This window comes from Aeromicrobium changchenzhani (genome assembly GCF_057586615.1).
The window spans coordinates 2,383,058-2,399,946 of sequence record NZ_CM172480.1 but is presented as its reverse complement, the minus strand read 5'-3'; the positions used below and the strand labels follow the sequence as shown (position 1 = coordinate 2,399,946).

Here is a 16,889-nt window from a genome sequence, read left to right as displayed (position 1 = left end):
TCTTATCACCGTGTCGACGTGCACTTGTGGCTTATGTGATCAATGGGGCACAATGGCATTGGTGCAACCCGCAGTCCGCTGGGGAAGGCGACACTAGGGAGGCACCAATGAGTTCGACCTTGCAGAGCGTACCCACACGGGGCGTTCTATTTGTGCATTCTGCACCCTCTGCTTTACTCCCGCACATCGATTGGGCGGCCAACGGTGTGCTTGGCATGCCGATCGATGCCGATTGGGTTGCCCAGCCAGCGGAACAGGGTAGTTATCGCTGCGAGGTTTCCTGGCAGGCACCTGCGGGTACCGCCGCCAAGATTGCATCTGCCATGCGCGGCTGGGAACGCCTTCGCTTCGAGGTCACTGAAGAGCCGACTGTTTCGACCGAAGGTGCTCGCTTCTCTTACACTCCGACGCTGGGAATCTTCCACGCGCTGACCGGCCTACATGGTGATGTCCTGATCCCTGAGGATCGGGTGAAGGCATTCATGGTCAAAGCAGCCCGGGGTGAGATCACGATGGAGCTTGCGCTCGAAGGGCTGCTCGGCACCAAGTGGGATGACGAGTTGGAGCCATTCCGCCACGCTGGCGAGGGCGCCCCCGTCCGTTGGCTACATCAGGTGATCTGAGACCCGCGAGTGGCACGTACATGGGCCCAAAACGTCCGAATGAGCCCACGTGCATGCCACTCGGCGAGTTCAGCGGGCGACTGAGTCGCGGATCAACTAGCCAATTGTGATTTTGACCGACGGGGTGGACTCATTGGTGCTTTTGTTGAGCATGCGGAACTCACGCTCGCCGGTGCGGGTGGTGAAGATGACGGTGCTGAATTTGCCGGAGGAGTCAGTCCGGGTCGTCACCGGGAAATTGTCCCAGCTGCTGTCAGCATCCTTGACCTGGACCTGAATCGTCGCGCCCTTGTCGGACCCGGGAAATTCGCCGGTGAGTCGCAGTCGCTCGCCGGGAGCGATTGACGTGTTCGCCGCCTTCAGCGTGGGTTTCGGCGTGACCTCGGCCGAGGGTGGCGCGGTCTCGGTTGGCGTGGGCGTAGGCGTGGTTGCTTTCGTTGCGGTTGGCGTCGCGGTCTCGGGCAACGACACATCCTTAATGCCGGTTGCGTCCACAACGAGGACTGCGCTCAGTCCGAAGATTAGGCCCACGGCGATGCCGACAAGGGCAAAGCCCCACGCGAACTTCTTAGCGAGCGTCTTACGCTCTGCCAGCTGCTCATCAGAGAGGTTTGACGGGCCGCGTGGAGCTGATCGGGCGACCGGGCCAGCGGCCGCCAGACCGGCGATTGATTCAGCCGTGGCGGGGCGCGCGGGGGCGGTGACCTTCGGGTCATGGTCGACGATCGCGGTGATCGCGTCTTGGACGGTGACCAGCTGGTTGATGGTGTCGTCGGCGAGGTACGTGTCGAACGAGTGCCCCAACTGTTCGCTGATCTCCACCAGCGAGAGCGAGTCGACGCCTAGGTCCTTGGCCAACCGGGCTGACGGTACGACTGCTTCGGGCGCGCAACCGACTACCTGAACGGTGATCCGAGTCAGGCGGTCGAGTACGGCAGCAGAGGAGGGCACAGTCAGAGCCTAATATGTCGGTCAACGGGCCCGGCTACCCTATGACCCCACAAGGTTGTGGATCGACGAATGATGGCTGGATTCACGCAGCGGGTTCGGGCTCTGATGTGGACGTTTCCAGTTCCGGTTGGAGCGAGAGGTCCTCGCCTCGCCGCGGTCGAGTGCGGCCGCGGTTTCCCGATGCCCATTGACCGATCACGACCGCAGACCAGCCGATGAATGCGCCGGCAACATCGTCGGCAAGATAGTGCCAACCGAAGTAGATCGTGGCGATGACGACCAGCACGAAGTAGATCCAGGCGGACCATCGGATGATCGCGTTGAGCCCTGCACGGGAGAAGAACAGGCAGGCGGCCAGAACCACGGACACGTGCAACGACGCGAAGCCCGCGATGCCAAAGATGTGGTTGCTACCGGGGTCTTCTTTAAACATCCAGCCGGAATTGGACAAGCTGTTTTGGAGCGTGGACGCACCCGTTGCAGGGAGTTCGAGGAATGACTGCGGTTGCGCGAACGCAGGGCCTAGGGTCGGGAGGATGTAGTAACTGGCCGCACCCATGACCCAGTTGAGGCTGAGCGTTGTGGCATACCAAGCGCCAAGGGACAGGTCGCGGCCCCAGACGAGGAACGCGCCGAGCGTCAGCGGGATCAGCATCAGGTAAGAGACGTAAACATACGAAAGCACGTGCGCCGTGAAGCCGGTGCCGAGCAGGTTTTGGAGAATCTGCGCTGGATTGTGTCCGAACATCACCCAGTGATCGAGTTCGAGCATCTGATAGTCGAACCGGACGTCCTTGCGTACGACCGGAAGATAACTCTTGATATTGCGGTAGCCGACGTAGCAGGTATAAAACGAGCCAAGACCAACGAGAATGTAGACCACCCGTTTGACTGACCATTCCTCACGAACGATTTTGACGACGGCCTGGGGGAATGCGACGATCCGGCCTCGCCACAGTGCCGTCGGAATGATGCCGGCGGCAAAAAACAATAGGACGATGAGCGGGAGCCGGACGTAGGATGGTCCGAGGAAGCCGTCGGGATCGCGAATTGGCAGATCCAGACGCTGTGACATCACTACAGTCAGGACGGCGACCGCCACAGAAAGAGCCACCGCAAAGGTGTAAGGCCAACGTCGCATGAGGTTCATCGTATTCTGTCGACCCCAAAAACTGTTAGGCGCTGGACCGTGATGGGCGCCACGTGTCGGAATGACGCCCCGACACGTGGCGCGATCGACTCAGGCTCCGGCACCCTCTTGAGGGATTCCGGCGACCGCGGTCGGGTCATCGATGCGGAAGCGTTCGAATGCTTCGCGGACGACCTCAGGCTTGACCAACGACCGTTGAGCCAAGCTCTGAAGCACCGTGACGACGATCGACTCAGCATCGATCTGGAACTCACGGCGGGCCGCCGCACGGGTGTCGGAGAAACCGAAACCATCGGTACCGAGTGACTGCCACGGTCCTGGGATCCAGCGCGCGATCTGATCGGGCACGGCGCGCATGAAGTCGCTTACGGCCACCGTGACGACTTTCGAATCCATCAATTTCTGCGTGATGTACGGCATGCGGCTGTATTCACCCGGGTGGTTCAGATTCCACCGCTCGGCATCAACCGCATCGCGTGCCAACTCGTTCCACGATGTGACTGACCAGACGTCGGCGAACACGTTGTAGTCCGACGCCAAAATCTCCTGCGCCTTGAGCGCCCAGGGAACGGCTACTCCGGAGGCCATGATGCGTGCACCCGCACCTTCGCCCTGATCGGCCGCCCGGTAGCGGTAGGCGCCCTTCAAAATGCCTTCGACATCGACGTTATCGGGCTCCTTCGGCTGGACGATCGGCTCGTTGTAGACCGTCAAGTAGAAGATGACATTCTCGCCCTCAGGATGATCCTCAGAGTGCCCGTACATACGCTCAAGCCCTGATTGCATGATGTAGCTGATCTCGAAGCCGAATGCCGGGTCATAGTGGACGATCGCGGGATTGGTCTGCGCGAGGAGCGGCGAATGGCCGTCGGCGTGTTGAAGGCCCTCACCGGTCAGTGTCGTGCGGCCAGCGGTGGCACCAATGAGGAAGCCACGTGCCAATTGATCAGCCATCGACCAGATCGAGTCACCGGTTCGCTGGAAGCCGAACATCGAATAGAACATGAAGACCGGAATCATGGGTTCGCCGTGCGTCGCGTACGCGCTGCCAGCCGCGATGGCCGAAGCCATTCCGCCAGCCTCGCTGATGCCTTCGTGCAGCAGTTGGCCCTGTTCGGACTCGCGGTAGGCGAGAAGGAGTTTCCGGTCGACTGGCTCGTACGTTTGCCCGACCGGACTGTAGATCTTGGCGGTCGGGAACATCGAGTCCATACCAAAAGTGCGGTATTCATCCGGTGCGATCGGGACCAGCCGTTTGCCGATCTCTGGATCGCGCATCAGATCGCGCAGCAACCGGACGAAAGCCATCGTGGTGGCGATCGCCTGCTTGCCCGAGCCCTTCTTGAGATCGTCATAGACCTTGTCCGGTGGCAGCGTGATGGCGACCGGCTTGACGACGCGATGCGGTATCGAGCCACCGAGCGCCGCCCGCCGCGCCATCATGTATTGGATCTCTTCACTGTCCTCGCCCGGATGGTAGAACGGCGCGGAGTCACCATTTTCAAGATCGGCGTCGCTGATCGGGATCTGTAGGCGATCACGGAAGCGCTTGAGATCTTCGTTGGTCAAATGCTTCATCTGATGGGTCGAATTGCGACCGGCGAATGAATCGATTGACCATCCCTTGATCGTATGCGCGAGGATCACGGTCGGCTGGCCGGTGTGTTTGGCGGCTGCATCGAAGGCCGCATAAACCTTGCGGTAGTCGTGGCCACCGCGCGGTAGCCGCTCGATATCGGTATCGCTCAGGTTTTCGACCATTGCACGCAGGCGGGGATCAGGGCCGAAGAAATGCTCACGGTTGTAGGCACCGGATTCGACCGAGAGGGTCTGGAACGCGCCGTCGGGAGTGCGGTTCATCTGATTGACGAGCACGCCGTCGGTGTCCCGGGCCAGCAGGGGATCCCACTTGCCGCCCCATACGACCTTGATGACATTCCAACCGGCCCCACGGAAATAGGATTCGAGCTCTTGGATGATTTTGCCGTTGCCGCGTACCGGCCCGTCGAGCTGCTGCAGATTGCAGTTGATCACGAACGTCAAATTGTCGAGCTCTTCACGAGCGGCAAGGCCGATCGCGCCGAGCGATTCGGGCTCGCCCATCTCGCCGTCACCCAGGAATGCCCAGACGTGCTGCTGACTGGTGTCCTTAATGCCACGGTGCTGCAGATATTTGTTGAAGCGCGCCTGATAGATCGATGCAAGCGCACCCAGACCCATCGAGACAGTGGGAAACTCCCAGTAGTCGGGCATACGACGTGGGTGTGGGTATGACGGTAGGCCCTTGCCTGGCCCGTGGGAATATTCCTGACGGAACCGGTCGAGCTGTTGCTCGCTCAGACGGCCCTCCAGGAAGGAGCGCGCGTAGATGCCGGGGGAGGCGTGGCCCTGGAAGAAGATCTGGTCGCCACCGCCAGGATGGTTCTTGCCGCGGAAGAAGTGGTTGAAGCCAACTTCATACAGGCTCGCCGCCGACTGGTAGGTCGCGATGTGGCCGCCGACGCCGAGGCCTGGACGGTTGGCACGGGACACCATGACGGCTGCGTTCCAGCGGATGATCGAGCGGATACGCCGTTCGATTTCCTCGTTGCCGGGGAACCATGGTTCGCGCTCGGGCGGGATCGTGTTGATGAAATCAGTGCTGCGCAGTCCGGGAACGCCGACGCTTTGCTCACGTGCGCGCTCCAGAAGGCGCAACATGACGTAGCGGGCGCGCGATCGACCTTTTTCGTCGATCATCGCATCGAGCGATGCAACCCATTCCTCGGTCTCATCCGGATCGATGTCGGGGAGTTGCGTCGGTAGGCCCTCATGAATTACTGCTGGGCGCTCAGAGCCGGGTTGCGGCATGATATCTCCTGAAGTCTTGTGGACACCTCCCATAGTGCCACCACTGATTCGCTAGTGTGATACCGGCAACACCAAGAGAGGGCTACTCACGAGTAGACTTTTCGCATGCGAATCTTGCTCAAATTGGGTAGGTTCGTCCCATGTGTTTTGACGCCCCAAGGAGGCATCGTTGACCGCGGATAAGTTGGGTTTCAAACCCGACACGGTTATCCAGGAACTTGGCTGGGACGAGGATGTCGATGAGGCGCTTCGTTCCGATATTGAGACGCGGACGGGCAATGCGCTTGTCGACGGGGACATCGGTGATGTTGTCGATGGCGTAGTCCTGTGGTGGCGCGAGGGCGACGGCGATCTCGTCGACGGCCTAGTTGACTGCCTGCAGGACATCGTCGAAGGCGGCGGCATTTGGTTGCTGACGCCCAAGGTCGGCCGACCCGGATACGTTGAGAATGCAGACATCTCTGAGGCTGCGCCGGTTGCTGGGCTTTCGACCACGTCGACGTTCTCCGCTTCGGCCGATTGGGCCGCGACTCGCCTGTCCACCCCCAAACGTTAGGAAAATCTGTGACGATTGAAATCGGTCAGGAAGCGCCTGACTTTACCCTCAAGAATCAGCATGGCGAAGATGTCACGTTGTCATCATTTCGCGGCAAAAAGTCGGTCGTGCTGATGTTCTACCCCTTCGCATTCAGTGGCATTTGTACGGGCGAATTGTGTGAGATCCGGGACAACCTCCCCGATCTCGGCGGTGACGACACGGAGGTGCTTGCGGTCTCGTGCGATCCGATGTTTTCGCTTCGGGCGTTCGCCGATCAGGACGGCCTCACATTTTCGCTGCTGAGTGACTTCTGGCCGCATGGCGCAGTTGCATCGGCCTACGGAGTTTTCGTCGAGAAGGTTGGTGCCGCGAGTCGCGGGACCTACATCATCGACGTCGAGGGGATCGTTCGCTGGAAGGTCGAGAACGGTCTGCCCGAGGCGCGTGATCTCGACGAATACAAGCAGGCGTTGTCCGCACTCGTCTGATTGACCCCTCGGGATGATTATTTTCAAGCAATAGTGTTTGATAGAACATGCTGCGACCGTTGAGGACCCGAGACCCCGGCGGTCGCAGCGCCTATGTGTCCGTACCCCGCGATTTGAAGCCTTTGCCACCTGTCAGCCCCGGTTTTAGGTCGCAAAGGCTTCAGATCGCGGATTGGCGGGATGGTGCGATATCGTATAGGCGCTTCAAAGCGGGCGAATAGCTCAGTTGGTTAGAGCATCCGGTTTACACCCGGAAGGTCGGGGGTTCGAGTCCCTCTTCGCCCACAAATGTGCTGAAATTCCGTGGTTCGGAAAGGTGGAGCACCGTTCTCCCGTCCGCATTCACACGAAAATCACACGAAAATGCGACAGAGATATTGAGAAGCTATCCTCGGAGTTCGAGGTCGCAACGACGGTCGGCTGACGGTGCTCTCCGGACAACGACCACCGCTGAGGATTGGCCTAGTCGAGCGGCAGCCCACGCTGACGCGCGACAATCTTGATCGCGTGTCGAAGCCCCGCTCCGCGGACGTGGAACTTGTTGCCATCGACGATGGGACGCTCGTTGGAGAGCGTGTCCGCGGCGACGCGACTGGCAACCCCGGGGCAGGTGCCGGAGAACCGCCCGCTTAAGCCGTGAACGCGAGGCCGGGCATATAGAGGTACGTCACGTCGCCTTCAGTTGGGTAGTTGGCGGTAGCGATGTCGAGACGAATCCATCGACGTCGTGACTTTCCCACTGGTTTCCGAACTGCGCGCTTTCCGACTTCAGTCGGTCGATGAGGCGCGTGAAGTCTGGCGTCCCGACTCGCGGGGCAGCCTCGGCTCTGAACTGCGCGAGGAACCGCTTGCTGTCGACGTCCCAGTCGTCCAGCAGGTCCCGGACGGACGGATCAGTGAAAATTAGCCACAGTAGATTGCGGTCCTCCTCGGTAACGCTCGCGACGCCGGGGTATAGCAACTCGTAGGCAAGATTCCATCCGACGATGTCCCACCGATCGGTGATGGCGTACGCCGGCGATGGGCCCAGCGCGTTCAAGAACACCTGACCGTGGTGAGGCAGGACATGCTTTGACCGCCCATCTGTACCCCCCGAGCGTGAGGAGATATCGTTGCTCGGCCGGCGTGAGCTGCAAGGTGCGGGCCAGCGCGGTCAGAACCTGCCGGGATGGGTTGACTCCACGCCCCCTGTTCCAGCCACGTGTACCACGTGACACTCACCCCAGACAGCAACGAGACTTCCTCTCGCCGCAGGCCGCTGACCCGGCGCCGGGCAACGACTGGAAGTCCGACCTGGCTCGGCTCTATCTGGCGACGGCGTGTGGACAGGAAAGAGCCCAGTTCGTCTCGAGCACCCGACCGCCCTCGCATCGCACCCCGCCCTTCCTAGTGGCGTTGATACCAGCATAAACAGTGGCCTGTCTCTTCCACGTGAAATCTGTGAGGGTGATCACACAGAGACCCGAGGAGACACCCATGACCAATGTCAAACCCATCAGCGAATTCGTCGGCAAGTGGTTCGCCCTGATTGTCCTCATTGCAGGAGGGATCGCCTTGTTGACGCCTGACACCTTCAGCGGTGCCACCCCAGCCATTCCTTGGCTGCTGTCGATCATCATGCTCGGGATGGGGATGACACTCCAGCTCTCAGACTTTGCTGTCGTCGCGCGACGACCGTGGGCACTACTGCTTGGCGTGGCGGCACAATTTGTTGTGATGCCGTTGCTCGGTCTCGGCATCGCAACTGCACTTGGTTTGTCCGCTGCGCTGACTGCTGGCATGGTTTTGGTCGGATCTGCCCCTGGTGGCACTGCTTCCAACGTAATGGTTTACCTGGCCAAGGGCGATACTGCGTTGTCGGTCGCCATGACCTCGGTCTCCACTCTGTTAGCTCCGCTCCTCACTCCGCTCCTCACTCCGCTCTTGGTTCTCTGGCTCGCAGGTGAGGTGCTGCCGGTTGACGCGAGTGGCTTGTTCGTCTCGATCCTGAAGATCGTGCTCGTCCCGGTGATCCTCGGAGTGGTCCTCCGGCTGTTGTTCCCAACTTTCATCGAAAGCATTCTCGATGCCCTCCCGCTGGTTTCAGTTGTAGGCATCACTGCTGTGGTCGTGGCCGTGGTGGCGGCCAGCGCTCCGACCTTGCTGTCGATCGGAGGCGTCATTGTCCTGGCTGTCGTGCTCCACAACGGACTTGGACTCGCCGTGGGCTACGGAATCGGCAAGGCCTGCGGCCTCGACGCCGCCAGCCGACGCGCCGTAAGCATCGAGGTGGGGATGCAGAACTCCGGGTTGGCTGCTGCCTTGGCCTCTGTCCACTTCACCCCAGCTGCCGCGCTGCCAGCCGCAATCTTTTCGGTTTGGCACAACGTTTCCGGATCTCTGCTCGCAAGCTACTGGTCACGTCGATCCGTCGGCGAGGAGGTTGCAGGGCGCGGTACCGCTCCGGCGCGAAATTCAGCTGGCTAAAAGCACGGCAATTCCATCCGATCGACCGATGAAACCCCTACACCATCAGTGAAGAAGGCTCGAATGCCAAACCTTGAAAACGTGACCGGAGCATCGTTGATCGACCTGCGGCCGCGGAGCCGCGAGGCGACCGAGGGATTGGGGCAGGCCGCCGCACGGGGCATGCTCCGCGGCGCCGGGCTCGGCGATGCCGACTTGCTCAAACCGCAGGTCGGCATCGCCTCCACATGGAACGAGGTCACCCCATGCAACCTGAACCTCGACCGGCTTGCCAGGGCCGCCAAGGAAGGTGTCCACTCCCGCGGCGGGTATCCCCTGCAGTTCGGCACGATCTCAGTCAGTGATGGCATTTCGATGGGCCACCGCGGCATGCGCTACTCGCTGGTCTCCCGTGAGGTCATCGCCGATAGCGTCATGCAGGCACAGCGGTTCGACGCATCCGTGCTGCTTGCCGGTTGTGACAAGTCGCTGCCGGGCATGTTGATGACGGCTGCCCGTCTTGATCTGGCCAGCGTCTTTGTCTATGCAGGGACCAGCTTGCCTGGCGTGGCCAGGCTCTCGGACGGTTCAGACAAACAGGTGACCATCGTTGAAGCATTCGAAGCGATTGGGTCCTGCATGTACGACCAGATGTCGCGCGCCGACGTCGACATGATCGAACGCTCGTACTGTCCCGGCGAGGGTGGATGCGCAGGCATGTACACCGCCAACACCATGGCCAGTGTTGCCGAGGCGCTTGGCATGTCGCTGCCGGGGAGCGCTTCTCCGCCGGCCACGAACCGGCGGAGGATGAGCATCGCTCGCGAGGCCGGCCAAGCAGTCGTTGACCTGCTCGAGCGCGGCATCACCGCGCGTCTGATCCTCACTCGTGAAGCATTCGAGAACGCGATCACCGTCCTGATGGCGTTGGGAGGCTCCACCAATGTGGTGCTGCACCTTCTCGCTATCGCCCACGAGGCGAAAGTCCCACTTGAACTCAACGACTTCGACACGATCAGCCGGCGCGTTCCTCTCCTGGCCGACATGAAGCCCTTCGGCCGACACGTTATGGCCGACCTGGACCACATCGGCGGCGTGCCGTCGTGATGCGTGAGCTCTTTTCAGCCGGACTGCTGCACGGCGACACACTGACTGTCACTGGTCGAACGCTGTCGGAGAACCTCGATGACCTTGACCCGCCGCGTCCGGACGGCGAAATCCTGTACTCGATGTCGACTCCGTTTCGACCAGACGGCGGCATCGCTGTCCTGCACGGCTCCCTTGCCCCCGAAGGAGCGGTCGCCAAGACTGCCGGCATCGACACGACTGCTTTCTCGGGCAAGGCAAAGGTCTTCGCCGGAGAGCAGGATGCGCTCAAGGCCGCGATGAAGAAACAGATCGCAGCCGGCGACGTCGTCGTGATCCGCAATGAAGGACCCGCCGGCGGACCCGGAATGCGCGAGATGCTCTCGCCATCACGGCCGCGATCAAGGGCGCTGGCCTAGGTCAAGAGGTCCTTCTGCTGACCGACGGGCGCTTCTCAGGCGGCACCACCGGACTCTGCATCGGCCACGTTGCCCCTGAAGCTGCCGTCGGAGGCCCCATCGCGCTGGTGCAGAACGTCGACACCGACTCGCCAGCTCGAGCCCATGGCGACCTGGGCAGCGAAGGTTGTCCCGATGCCGACCACGGCCAGGACCACCCCGGCGATCTGTATCGGGCTCTGAACCAGGACGCCGATCGTGGGCAGGCCAGCAATATCAGCGATCGGTGCGGCCACGGCGGCGGCGAATGCAAGAACGAACAGCACCCCTCCGGTCCACTCAACCGTGCCGGCCCGGCCGCTGATGCCCCTGAAGCCGGTGTCGCCAGTGGAGTGATACTGAAGCCAGGTGCGCCAACCAAAGGCGATGGCGAAATACACCCCAAACAAGACCAGAGCGAGGGCAGCCATCATGTCCTCCACCCGAGGTCAATTTCGCGGGACTGCGGCCCGAAGTCTGTTGCGCAGCACGCGTCCTGGCAGTCGGTGCAGCCGCAACCCTCGTTCAGGTCCGATCCCATGCTGATGGGCGAGCAACATCCCTCACCCTTCCAGGCTTCGAGACCTTCTCGAGCAGCGACGCCCGCGATGATGAGGCCGGCGATCGGGTCGGCCCATGACCAACCCAACGTGGCGTTGAGCAGCAGGCCCGCCAGAAGGGCGGCCGACAGATAGGTGCACAGCAGGGTCTGGGTGCCATCGGCATAGACAGCGTTCGACCCAAGCGCCCTGCCCGTGCGGCGCTGCGCGAACGAAATGAAGGGCATGACAACCAGCGATACGGCTGCGAGGACGATGCCGACCGTTGAAGCGTCAGGATCCGCACCAATGATCAGCGCGCGTGCCGATTCGAACCCCACGTAGGCGGCGAGCGCGAAGAACGAGAACGCCAAAAGGCGCAGCGCCTGTCGTTCACGGGACTCAGGAATGCGATGCGAGAACTGCCATAGGATGATCAGCCCGCTCGACACCTCGACGACCGAGTCGAGACCGAAACCGACGAGGGCAACGGATCCTGCGACGATTCCGGCGCTGATGGCGATGACTGCCTCGATCACGTTGTAGGTGACCGAGAAGCCGGCGAGCACCTTCGCCCGGCGGCCGAGACGCGTCATGGTTGCAGCGTCGAGGTCAGTCATGAGCGCTCACGCCGTGGTTGGGGCACAAGGTGACCGCGAACCCGGTGAGGTCGAGGAGCTCCTCGGCGGCCGCGAGCAAAGTGGTCGTCGCCTCAGCGTGGGTGACGCTGAACACTGATGCGCGACCTTCAGGACGGGACAAAACCAAGCCGCAATCCTTGAGGCAAGCGAGGTGCTTGGAGACGGTGGACTGAGCCAGCCCAAGGTGTTCGGTCAGCTCGACCACGCGATGCTCGCCGAGCAGTAGGTGCTGGAGAATCACCAAGCGCGCGCGGTCGCTGAAGCCATGGAACAGACACGCGGCCGCTGTGAGAGATGCCACAGATTCTTGATCGTGATTGCCAACTATCATCGTCATATCACGATGATAAATGGAATATGCGTAGGCCGCAACAGGTCGAGTCAGTCGTCGGCTTCACGGCTTTCCGACCCGAGACCATTGCCGCCGGGATTTGCCAGGGGCCCGCTGGAACAGATGGAGCACCGCACATTGGCTTCAGGCTGCCTTGCATCTCATGGGTTTCGAGGCAGATTAGTTGCGAGACACCTGTGCTGATTGTTTGGAGCAAAGCCCCAACGCGTCGCTCGTGGCTACTAGACACTTGCTGCAGGGTCGGTGTCTGGCCGGCTTCCCTGAGTACGCCCGCAACAGACGGAGGCTCTGGACGAAGAACGTATCTACTTGTGGCATCTACCGATCCTGGGCTTACCCGATGAACTGGGTCGCGTCGAGGTGTCGGGCGCCGAGCGCGTTGGTTCTTGCCACGGCGCTGGCCGCGAAGGCCCAGCGAGTCAGAGGAGAGTTCTCGTAGTTCGCGCCTGCGACGAATCCGCGCATCAATGGCTCGCCGAGGGCGTATGTCAGGAATCCGCAGAGCCCGGGAAGCGCGATGTTGCGCCCCACCGTAGGTCCCAGCAAGTGCTGGCTGTCGACAAGGTCGTCGAAGTAGTCGACGAACGACATAAAAACTCTTAGACCCCTGTGATCGCTTTGATTTGACCCACGGTTTAGTTTCCAGAATTGGTGGCGTCACCCAATCTTGCAGCAGTCTCCAACGGCACTCAGGGACGTTTACGCGTAGCGTTCAAGAGTCCGCCGATCGGCGGCCACGCGAGCAGGTTCCCAGTCGAAACGACCCGGCGACCACCCGGCCCGGGTCGGCGACCAGAAAAAGAACGAGACCTGCCGCTCCTCGAACCGCCAGCGTCCGTCATCACAGCGTCGCATCCGGTCGGTGTACCGACCCGCGGCGATGTGGGCATCGCCGTCCACGACACACGGCTGGTCGAGCCAGGTCTGGCCGGTAGCGGTATCGCCGTCCAAGTCGATCGTCTCGTTGCTGCTGAAATGCCACCACGCTTGGAGGGGTCCTTCTCGCAGTTCGGCAAAGAAAGTCCGCAGCTCCGCCCGACCGCGGACGGTGGAGAGGCCGATGAATGCACCCTCGGGGGTGAACAGTTCGACCAGTTCGTCCCAGCGGCCGTCGTCGAGGGCCTGGCAGTATCTCGCGCGGAGCTGCCCGATTTCGTGCGCGTCCTCTAGCCGGAGGACGCGAGCCTCGAGGTCCATGACGGTCAGCCCGTAGCCGTAGCCGTAGCCGTAGCCGTTGGGGTTGCGGTGTCGATGGGCGCGTCCGTCGCGGCTACCAACTCGTCCCAGGTCACTCCTGGCGCCAGCTCAACGAGCGCGAATTGGTCGCCGGCGACGTCGAGTACCGCCAGGTTAGTGATCACTCGGTCGACCACACGACGCCCGGTGAGCGGCAGCGAGCACTCCTTGACCAGCTTCGGTGCACCTGTTTTGGTCAGGTGGTCCATGAGTACGACGATACGTTTGGCGCCGCTGACCAGGTCCATGGCGCCGCCCATGCCCTTGACTATGGCGCCGGGGACCATCCAGTTGGCGAGATCGCCGGCAGCCGAGACCTGCATGCCACCCAACACGGCGACATCGATGTGGCCGCCTCGGATCATCGCGAAACTGGTGGCCGAGTCGAAGTAGGACGCTCCCGGCACCACGGTCACGGTCTGCTTGCCGGCGTTGATGAGGTCGGGGTCTACCTCGTCGTCGTAGGGGAATGGGCCGACTCCGAGGATGCCGTTCTCCGCATGCAGGGTGACCGCAGAGCCGGATGGCAGGTGGTTGGGAATCTGAGTGGGGAGCCCGATGCCGAGATTCACATAGTCGCCATCCTTGAATTCGAGCGCCGCACGCGCCGCCATTTGTGGACGGGTCCAAGCCATGTCAGTTCATCCTCTCGCGGATTGTCCGCTTCTCGATGTCTTTCTGTGCCGCCTGCTCAGACGTCAGTTCAACGACACGTTGCACGAAGATTCCTGGTAGGTGGATGTCCTCGGGCCGGAGCTCGCCGACCTCCACAACTCGTTCGGCTTCGACCAGTGTCAGCTGGCCAGCCATTGCCGCCGGAGGGTTGAAGTTGCGCGTTGAGGCATGAAAGACACAATTGCCGGCGCGGTCGGCTACGGACGCACGGACCAGCGCCACGTCGGTGACGATCGACTCCTCGAGCACCATCTCGATGCCGTTGAAGTTCCGGACCTCCTTGGCGGGCGAGGCCAGTGCTATCGAACCGTCAGGGTGGTAACGCCACGGCAGGCCGCCTTCGGCCACCACCGTGCCAACCCCCGTTGGCGTGAAGAACGCGCCGATACCGGCCCCGCCGGTGCGCAGCCGTTCGGCCAGCGTGCCCTGCGGGGTCAGTTCGACGGTTAGCTCCCCGCTGAGGTACTGCCGGGCGAACTCCTTGTTCTCCCCGACGTACGACGCAATGACTCGGCTGATGCGGTGCTGTTCGAGAAGCAGACCAAGCCCGGCGCCGTCGACGCCGCAATTATTGGAGACGACAGTGAGATTGTCCGCGCCCTGTTCAAGCAATGCCTCGATGAGGAACCAGGGGATGCCGACGAGTCCGAAGCCGCCGACGGCGAGGCTGGCGCCGCGGGGGATATCGGCAACAGCGTCGGCCGCGCTGGGTACCACTTTGTCGATCGTCATGCTGTCCCCGCGCTGAGATGCTCGATAATCGACGCCGTGACCTTCCCGGGCTGTTGGGCATTGGCAAGGTGCGCCGCATCGGGTACGACGACGAGTCGGCCGTGGCGGACCGTGTCCGCGATCTTAGCCAGGTGTGGCGGTGGTGTCGCGGGGTCGTCCATACCAGCAATGGCGAGGGTGGGTGCGATGATCGACGCCAGGTCGTCGCGGAGGTCCATTGTTGCGATGGCCTCACAGCAGGCGGCGTATCCCTCGGCGGGGGTGCTGGCAACCATGGCCTCGCTCGATGCTTTGAGGCCTGGATCGGCCTCCAGCAGACCAGGCGTGAACCATCGGGCGACCACTGCCTGAGCGACTGCGGAGGTACCGTGAGCGCGGACCGTGGCGGCGCGTTCGTGCCACGCCGAGGACGGCCCGAGGTGGACGCTGCTGCACAGGACGACCAGCCGACTGACGCGATCCGGCTCACGGGAAGCGAGCCGCATGCCAGTCATGCCGCCGAGGGAGAGCCCCACAAAATGAGCGCGCGCGACGCCGAGACTATCGAGCAGCGCCACCACGTCGTCCACGAGATCGTCGATATCGTACGGACCGGCGGGGACCGGCGAACCGCCGTGCCCGCGGGCGTCATAGCGCACCACCCGGAAATGCTGCTCAAGGTCAGCGAGGTTGGCGTCCCACATAGACATCGTGGCGCCGAGAGAGTTGGAGAGCACGACGACCGGCGCATCGTTTGGGCCGGTGACGACCCGGTGCACGGACACAGCGCTCATCGGATGGCCTCGAAGACCGCGGCGAGTCCTTGGCCGCCGCCGATGCACATCGTCTCTAGCCCGAAGCGACCCTCGCGCCGATGCATCTCGTGCGCCATCGTGGCCAAGATTCGGGCGCCGGTCGCGCCAACCGGGTGGCCCAGTGAGATGCCCGACCCGTTGGGATTCAGACGGTCATCGGTAGCGTCGAGCTTCCACTCGTGCAGACAGGCCAGCACCTGGGCAGCGAAAGCCTCGTTGAGCTCGATGACGTCGATATCGTTGAGCATTAGGCCCGCTCGTTCCAATGCGGCCGCGGTCGCCGGCACCGGCCCTATGCCCATGACCTCGGGACCGACGCCGGCAACTGCCCAGGACCGCAGCGCCAGCAGAGGTCGCAGCCCGCGCCGCTCAGCCTCATCGCGCGTGGTGACGATGCACATCGCGGCTCCGTCGTTCTGGCCGCTGGCGTTTCCGGCGGTGACAGTTGACTTGGGGTCATCCTTCAGTCTTATCGGTGACAGCGCAGCGAGATCGCCCATCGTCAGCCCAGCCCGAGGGTGCTCATCGCGATCCACAATGATGCCGGTCTTACCCCGGCGGTCAGACACACTGACCGGCACCAGCTCGGCCGCGAACCGGCCCTCGTCTTGGGCGGCTACTGCACGCTGCTGGCTTCGGAACGAAAGCTCGTCCTGTTCCTCCCGCGAGATGGCGTACTCCCGGCGCAGGTTCTCCGCGGTCTCCACCATTCCGCCTGGTACGAGATGATGCCGACCTCCAGCAGTCTCGCGGGCCCGAACCAGACGGTCCATGAGTTCGATACTTCCGCCACGCACGCCGCTGCGGAGCCCCGTCGCGTAGTGCTCCACCTGCGACATCGACTCGACTCCACCGGCCACAACCACACTTGCCGAGCCGGTCGCGATCATGCCGGCGGCGTACAGCACTGCCTGCAGGCCCGACCCGCAACGGCGGTCGACCTGGATGCCGGGCACTCCTGTGCCGAGACCCGCGTCGAGGGCAGTGGTGCGACCAATCGCGGGTGCCTCACCGCTCGGATAACACTGCCCGAGCACGACGTCGTCGACGTCGCCCTCGCGAAGACCCGTGCGGCGCACTAGTTCGGCGAGGGCCTGCGCGGCCAGATCGCTTGCGGACAGGGAGGAGAGTGCGCCCCCGAACCGGCCCACGGGGGTCCGGATCGGTTCGCAGATCACGACGTTGGTCATGACGCCACGCTAGGCCCGATTAACGATATGGGGAAATATCTATATCGCGTTGATTAAGAGTTAAAAACTCTGAATAATTCGACGGCTCACGGACAACGAGGACCCCTCTCGGGGTCCGAGTGCAAGGGCGTGGGCTGACTGTCTGCCTTGTCGGCCTTAAGT

The 16,889-nt window shown here is 62.3% G+C and carries 19 protein-coding genes, 1 tRNA gene and 1 pseudogene; 8 read left to right on the top strand and 13 right to left on the bottom strand.

All coding sequences use genetic code 11. The annotated features are described in order from the left end of the window. Positions 1 to 107: 107 nt before the first annotated feature. The gene (locus AC2YB9_RS12150) at positions 108 to 623 is read left to right on the top strand and encodes a DUF3145 domain-containing protein (RefSeq protein WP_487265606.1); all 516 of its coding nucleotides are present in this window, start codon (positions 108 to 110) and stop codon (positions 621 to 623) included. Positions 624 to 719: 96 nt separating this feature from the next. On the opposite strand, the gene AC2YB9_RS12145 is transcribed toward AC2YB9_RS12150, so the two are convergent. The 3 genes from AC2YB9_RS12145 to aceE all read right to left on the bottom strand — a co-directional run bounded on the left by AC2YB9_RS12145 (position 720) and on the right by aceE (position 5,574). Further along, complete coding sequence (locus tag AC2YB9_RS12145; RefSeq protein ID WP_487265605.1) at positions 720 to 1,574, bottom strand: acyl carrier protein; 855 nt, start codon at positions 1,572 to 1,574, stop codon at positions 720 to 722. Between the two features lie 82 nt (positions 1,575 to 1,656). Then, positions 1,657 to 2,649 (bottom strand): phosphatase PAP2 family protein, encoded by a 993-nt coding sequence (locus tag AC2YB9_RS12140; protein ID WP_487265604.1) that lies wholly within the window; start codon positions 2,647 to 2,649, stop codon positions 1,657 to 1,659. Positions 2,650 to 2,814: 165 nt separating this feature from the next. Further along, positions 2,815 to 5,574, bottom strand: coding sequence for a pyruvate dehydrogenase (acetyl-transferring), homodimeric type (gene aceE, locus AC2YB9_RS12135; protein WP_487265603.1), 2,760 nt, complete (start codon positions 5,572 to 5,574; stop codon positions 2,815 to 2,817). A 169-nt stretch (positions 5,575 to 5,743) separates the two neighbouring features. Here aceE and AC2YB9_RS12130 point away from each other — a divergent pair, with 169 nt between their 5' ends. The 3 genes from AC2YB9_RS12130 (at position 5,744) to AC2YB9_RS12120 (ending at position 6,885) form a co-directional block, all read left to right on the top strand. Next, positions 5,744 to 6,130 (top strand): DUF3052 domain-containing protein, encoded by a 387-nt coding sequence (locus AC2YB9_RS12130; protein WP_487265602.1) that lies wholly within the window; start codon positions 5,744 to 5,746, stop codon positions 6,128 to 6,130. Between the two features lie 8 nt (positions 6,131 to 6,138). Next, positions 6,139 to 6,600: a peroxiredoxin gene (locus AC2YB9_RS12125; RefSeq protein ID WP_487265601.1), complete on the top strand. Its 462-nt coding sequence runs from the start codon at positions 6,139 to 6,141 to the stop codon at positions 6,598 to 6,600. A 211-nt stretch (positions 6,601 to 6,811) separates the two neighbouring features. Continuing rightward, positions 6,812 to 6,885: transfer RNA gene (locus tag AC2YB9_RS12120), tRNA-Val, on the top strand. A gap of 382 nt (positions 6,886 to 7,267) precedes the next feature. Here AC2YB9_RS12120 and AC2YB9_RS12115 read toward each other — a convergent pair. Further along, a complete protein-coding gene (locus AC2YB9_RS12115; protein ID WP_487265600.1) occupies positions 7,268 to 7,645 on the bottom strand; it encodes an MmyB family transcriptional regulator in 378 nt (125 codons plus the stop codon). Positions 7,646 to 8,076: 431 nt separating this feature from the next. On the opposite strand from AC2YB9_RS12115, the gene AC2YB9_RS12110 reads away from it, so the two are divergent. The 4 genes and pseudogenes from AC2YB9_RS12110 to AC2YB9_RS12095 all read left to right on the top strand — a co-directional run. Then, positions 8,077 to 9,066, top strand: coding sequence for a bile acid:sodium symporter family protein (locus AC2YB9_RS12110; protein ID WP_487265599.1), 990 nt, complete (start codon positions 8,077 to 8,079; stop codon positions 9,064 to 9,066). Positions 9,067 to 9,129: 63 nt separating this feature from the next. After that, complete coding sequence (locus AC2YB9_RS12105) at positions 9,130 to 10,152, top strand: dihydroxy-acid dehydratase domain-containing protein (RefSeq protein WP_487265598.1); 1,023 nt, start codon at positions 9,130 to 9,132, stop codon at positions 10,150 to 10,152. Then, positions 10,152 to 10,550, top strand: coding sequence for a hypothetical protein (locus AC2YB9_RS12100; protein ID WP_487265597.1), 399 nt, complete (start codon positions 10,152 to 10,154; stop codon positions 10,548 to 10,550). The genes AC2YB9_RS12105 and AC2YB9_RS12100 overlap by 1 nt, the downstream gene beginning before the upstream one ends. Continuing rightward, positions 10,520 to 10,615: pseudogene (locus tag AC2YB9_RS12095) on the top strand (hypothetical protein); the annotation flags it as partial. The gene AC2YB9_RS12100 and the pseudogene AC2YB9_RS12095, both read left to right, overlap by 31 nt. Here AC2YB9_RS12095 and AC2YB9_RS12090 read toward each other — a convergent pair. The 9 genes from AC2YB9_RS12090 to AC2YB9_RS12050 all read right to left on the bottom strand — a co-directional run bounded on the left by AC2YB9_RS12090 (position 10,586) and on the right by AC2YB9_RS12050 (position 16,727). Next, positions 10,586 to 11,002 carry a hypothetical protein gene (locus tag AC2YB9_RS12090; protein ID WP_487265596.1) on the bottom strand — a complete coding sequence of 139 codons (417 nt, stop codon included), beginning with the start codon at positions 11,000 to 11,002 and terminating at the stop codon, positions 10,586 to 10,588. The pseudogene AC2YB9_RS12095 and the gene AC2YB9_RS12090 overlap by 30 nt on opposite strands. After that, positions 10,999 to 11,727 carry a cation efflux transmembrane domain-containing protein gene (locus tag AC2YB9_RS12085; RefSeq protein ID WP_487265595.1) on the bottom strand — a complete coding sequence of 243 codons (729 nt, stop codon included), beginning with the start codon at positions 11,725 to 11,727 and terminating at the stop codon, positions 10,999 to 11,001. Before AC2YB9_RS12085 ends, AC2YB9_RS12090 begins: the two co-directional genes overlap by 4 nt. Continuing rightward, a complete protein-coding gene (locus tag AC2YB9_RS12080) occupies positions 11,720 to 12,085 on the bottom strand; it encodes an ArsR/SmtB family transcription factor (RefSeq protein WP_487265594.1) in 366 nt (121 codons plus the stop codon). Before AC2YB9_RS12080 ends, AC2YB9_RS12085 begins: the two co-directional genes overlap by 8 nt. 348 nt (positions 12,086 to 12,433) lie before the next feature. Beyond that, on the bottom strand, positions 12,434 to 12,691 hold the full coding sequence (locus tag AC2YB9_RS12075) for a hypothetical protein (protein WP_487265593.1): 258 nt from the start codon (positions 12,689 to 12,691) through the stop codon (positions 12,434 to 12,436). A 108-nt stretch (positions 12,692 to 12,799) separates the two neighbouring features. After that, a complete protein-coding gene (locus tag AC2YB9_RS12070; protein WP_487265592.1) occupies positions 12,800 to 13,297 on the bottom strand; it encodes a nuclear transport factor 2 family protein in 498 nt (165 codons plus the stop codon). Positions 13,298 to 13,302: 5 nt separating this feature from the next. Then, complete coding sequence (locus tag AC2YB9_RS12065) at positions 13,303 to 13,971, bottom strand: CoA transferase subunit B (RefSeq protein ID WP_487265591.1); 669 nt, start codon at positions 13,969 to 13,971, stop codon at positions 13,303 to 13,305. Position 13,972: 1 nt separating this feature from the next. Further along, positions 13,973 to 14,743, bottom strand: coding sequence for a CoA transferase subunit A (locus AC2YB9_RS12060; RefSeq protein WP_487265590.1), 771 nt, complete (start codon positions 14,741 to 14,743; stop codon positions 13,973 to 13,975). Then, positions 14,740 to 15,516 carry a 3-oxoadipate enol-lactonase gene (pcaD, locus tag AC2YB9_RS12055; RefSeq protein ID WP_487265589.1) on the bottom strand — a complete coding sequence of 259 codons (777 nt, stop codon included), beginning with the start codon at positions 15,514 to 15,516 and terminating at the stop codon, positions 14,740 to 14,742. Before pcaD ends, AC2YB9_RS12060 begins: the two co-directional genes overlap by 4 nt. After that, positions 15,513 to 16,727: an acetyl-CoA C-acetyltransferase gene (locus AC2YB9_RS12050; protein ID WP_487265588.1), complete on the bottom strand. Its 1,215-nt coding sequence runs from the start codon at positions 16,725 to 16,727 to the stop codon at positions 15,513 to 15,515. Before AC2YB9_RS12050 ends, pcaD begins: the two co-directional genes overlap by 4 nt. Positions 16,728 to 16,889 lie beyond the last annotated feature (162 nt).

Coding starts and splice junctions, on each gene's coding strand:
- AC2YB9_RS12080 (WP_487265594.1), bottom strand. CDS start 12,085: ATGACGATGATAGTTGGCAATCACGATCAAGAATCTGTGGCATCTCTC.
- aceE (WP_487265603.1), bottom strand. CDS start 5,574: ATGCCGCAACCCGGCTCTGAGCGCCCAGCAGTAATTCATGAGGGCCTA.
- AC2YB9_RS12090 (WP_487265596.1), bottom strand. CDS start 11,002: ATGATGGCTGCCCTCGCTCTGGTCTTGTTTGGGGTGTATTTCGCCATC.
- AC2YB9_RS12150 (WP_487265606.1), top strand. CDS start 108: ATGAGTTCGACCTTGCAGAGCGTACCCACACGGGGCGTTCTATTTGTG.
- AC2YB9_RS12085 (WP_487265595.1), bottom strand. CDS start 11,727: ATGACTGACCTCGACGCTGCAACCATGACGCGTCTCGGCCGCCGGGCG.
- AC2YB9_RS12050 (WP_487265588.1), bottom strand. CDS start 16,727: ATGACCAACGTCGTGATCTGCGAACCGATCCGGACCCCCGTGGGCCGG.
- AC2YB9_RS12110 (WP_487265599.1), top strand. CDS start 8,077: ATGACCAATGTCAAACCCATCAGCGAATTCGTCGGCAAGTGGTTCGCC.
- AC2YB9_RS12100 (WP_487265597.1), top strand. CDS start 10,152: ATGCGTGAGCTCTTTTCAGCCGGACTGCTGCACGGCGACACACTGACT.
- AC2YB9_RS12075 (WP_487265593.1), bottom strand. CDS start 12,691: ATGTCGTTCGTCGACTACTTCGACGACCTTGTCGACAGCCAGCACTTG.
- AC2YB9_RS12105 (WP_487265598.1), top strand. CDS start 9,130: ATGCCAAACCTTGAAAACGTGACCGGAGCATCGTTGATCGACCTGCGG.
- pcaD (WP_487265589.1), bottom strand. CDS start 15,516: ATGAGCGCTGTGTCCGTGCACCGGGTCGTCACCGGCCCAAACGATGCG.
- AC2YB9_RS12140 (WP_487265604.1), bottom strand. CDS start 2,649: ATGTCACAGCGTCTGGATCTGCCAATTCGCGATCCCGACGGCTTCCTC.
- AC2YB9_RS12065 (WP_487265591.1), bottom strand. CDS start 13,971: ATGGCTTGGACCCGTCCACAAATGGCGGCGCGTGCGGCGCTCGAATTC.
- AC2YB9_RS12070 (WP_487265592.1), bottom strand. CDS start 13,297: ATGGACCTCGAGGCTCGCGTCCTCCGGCTAGAGGACGCGCACGAAATC.
- AC2YB9_RS12060 (WP_487265590.1), bottom strand. CDS start 14,743: ATGACGATCGACAAAGTGGTACCCAGCGCGGCCGACGCTGTTGCCGAT.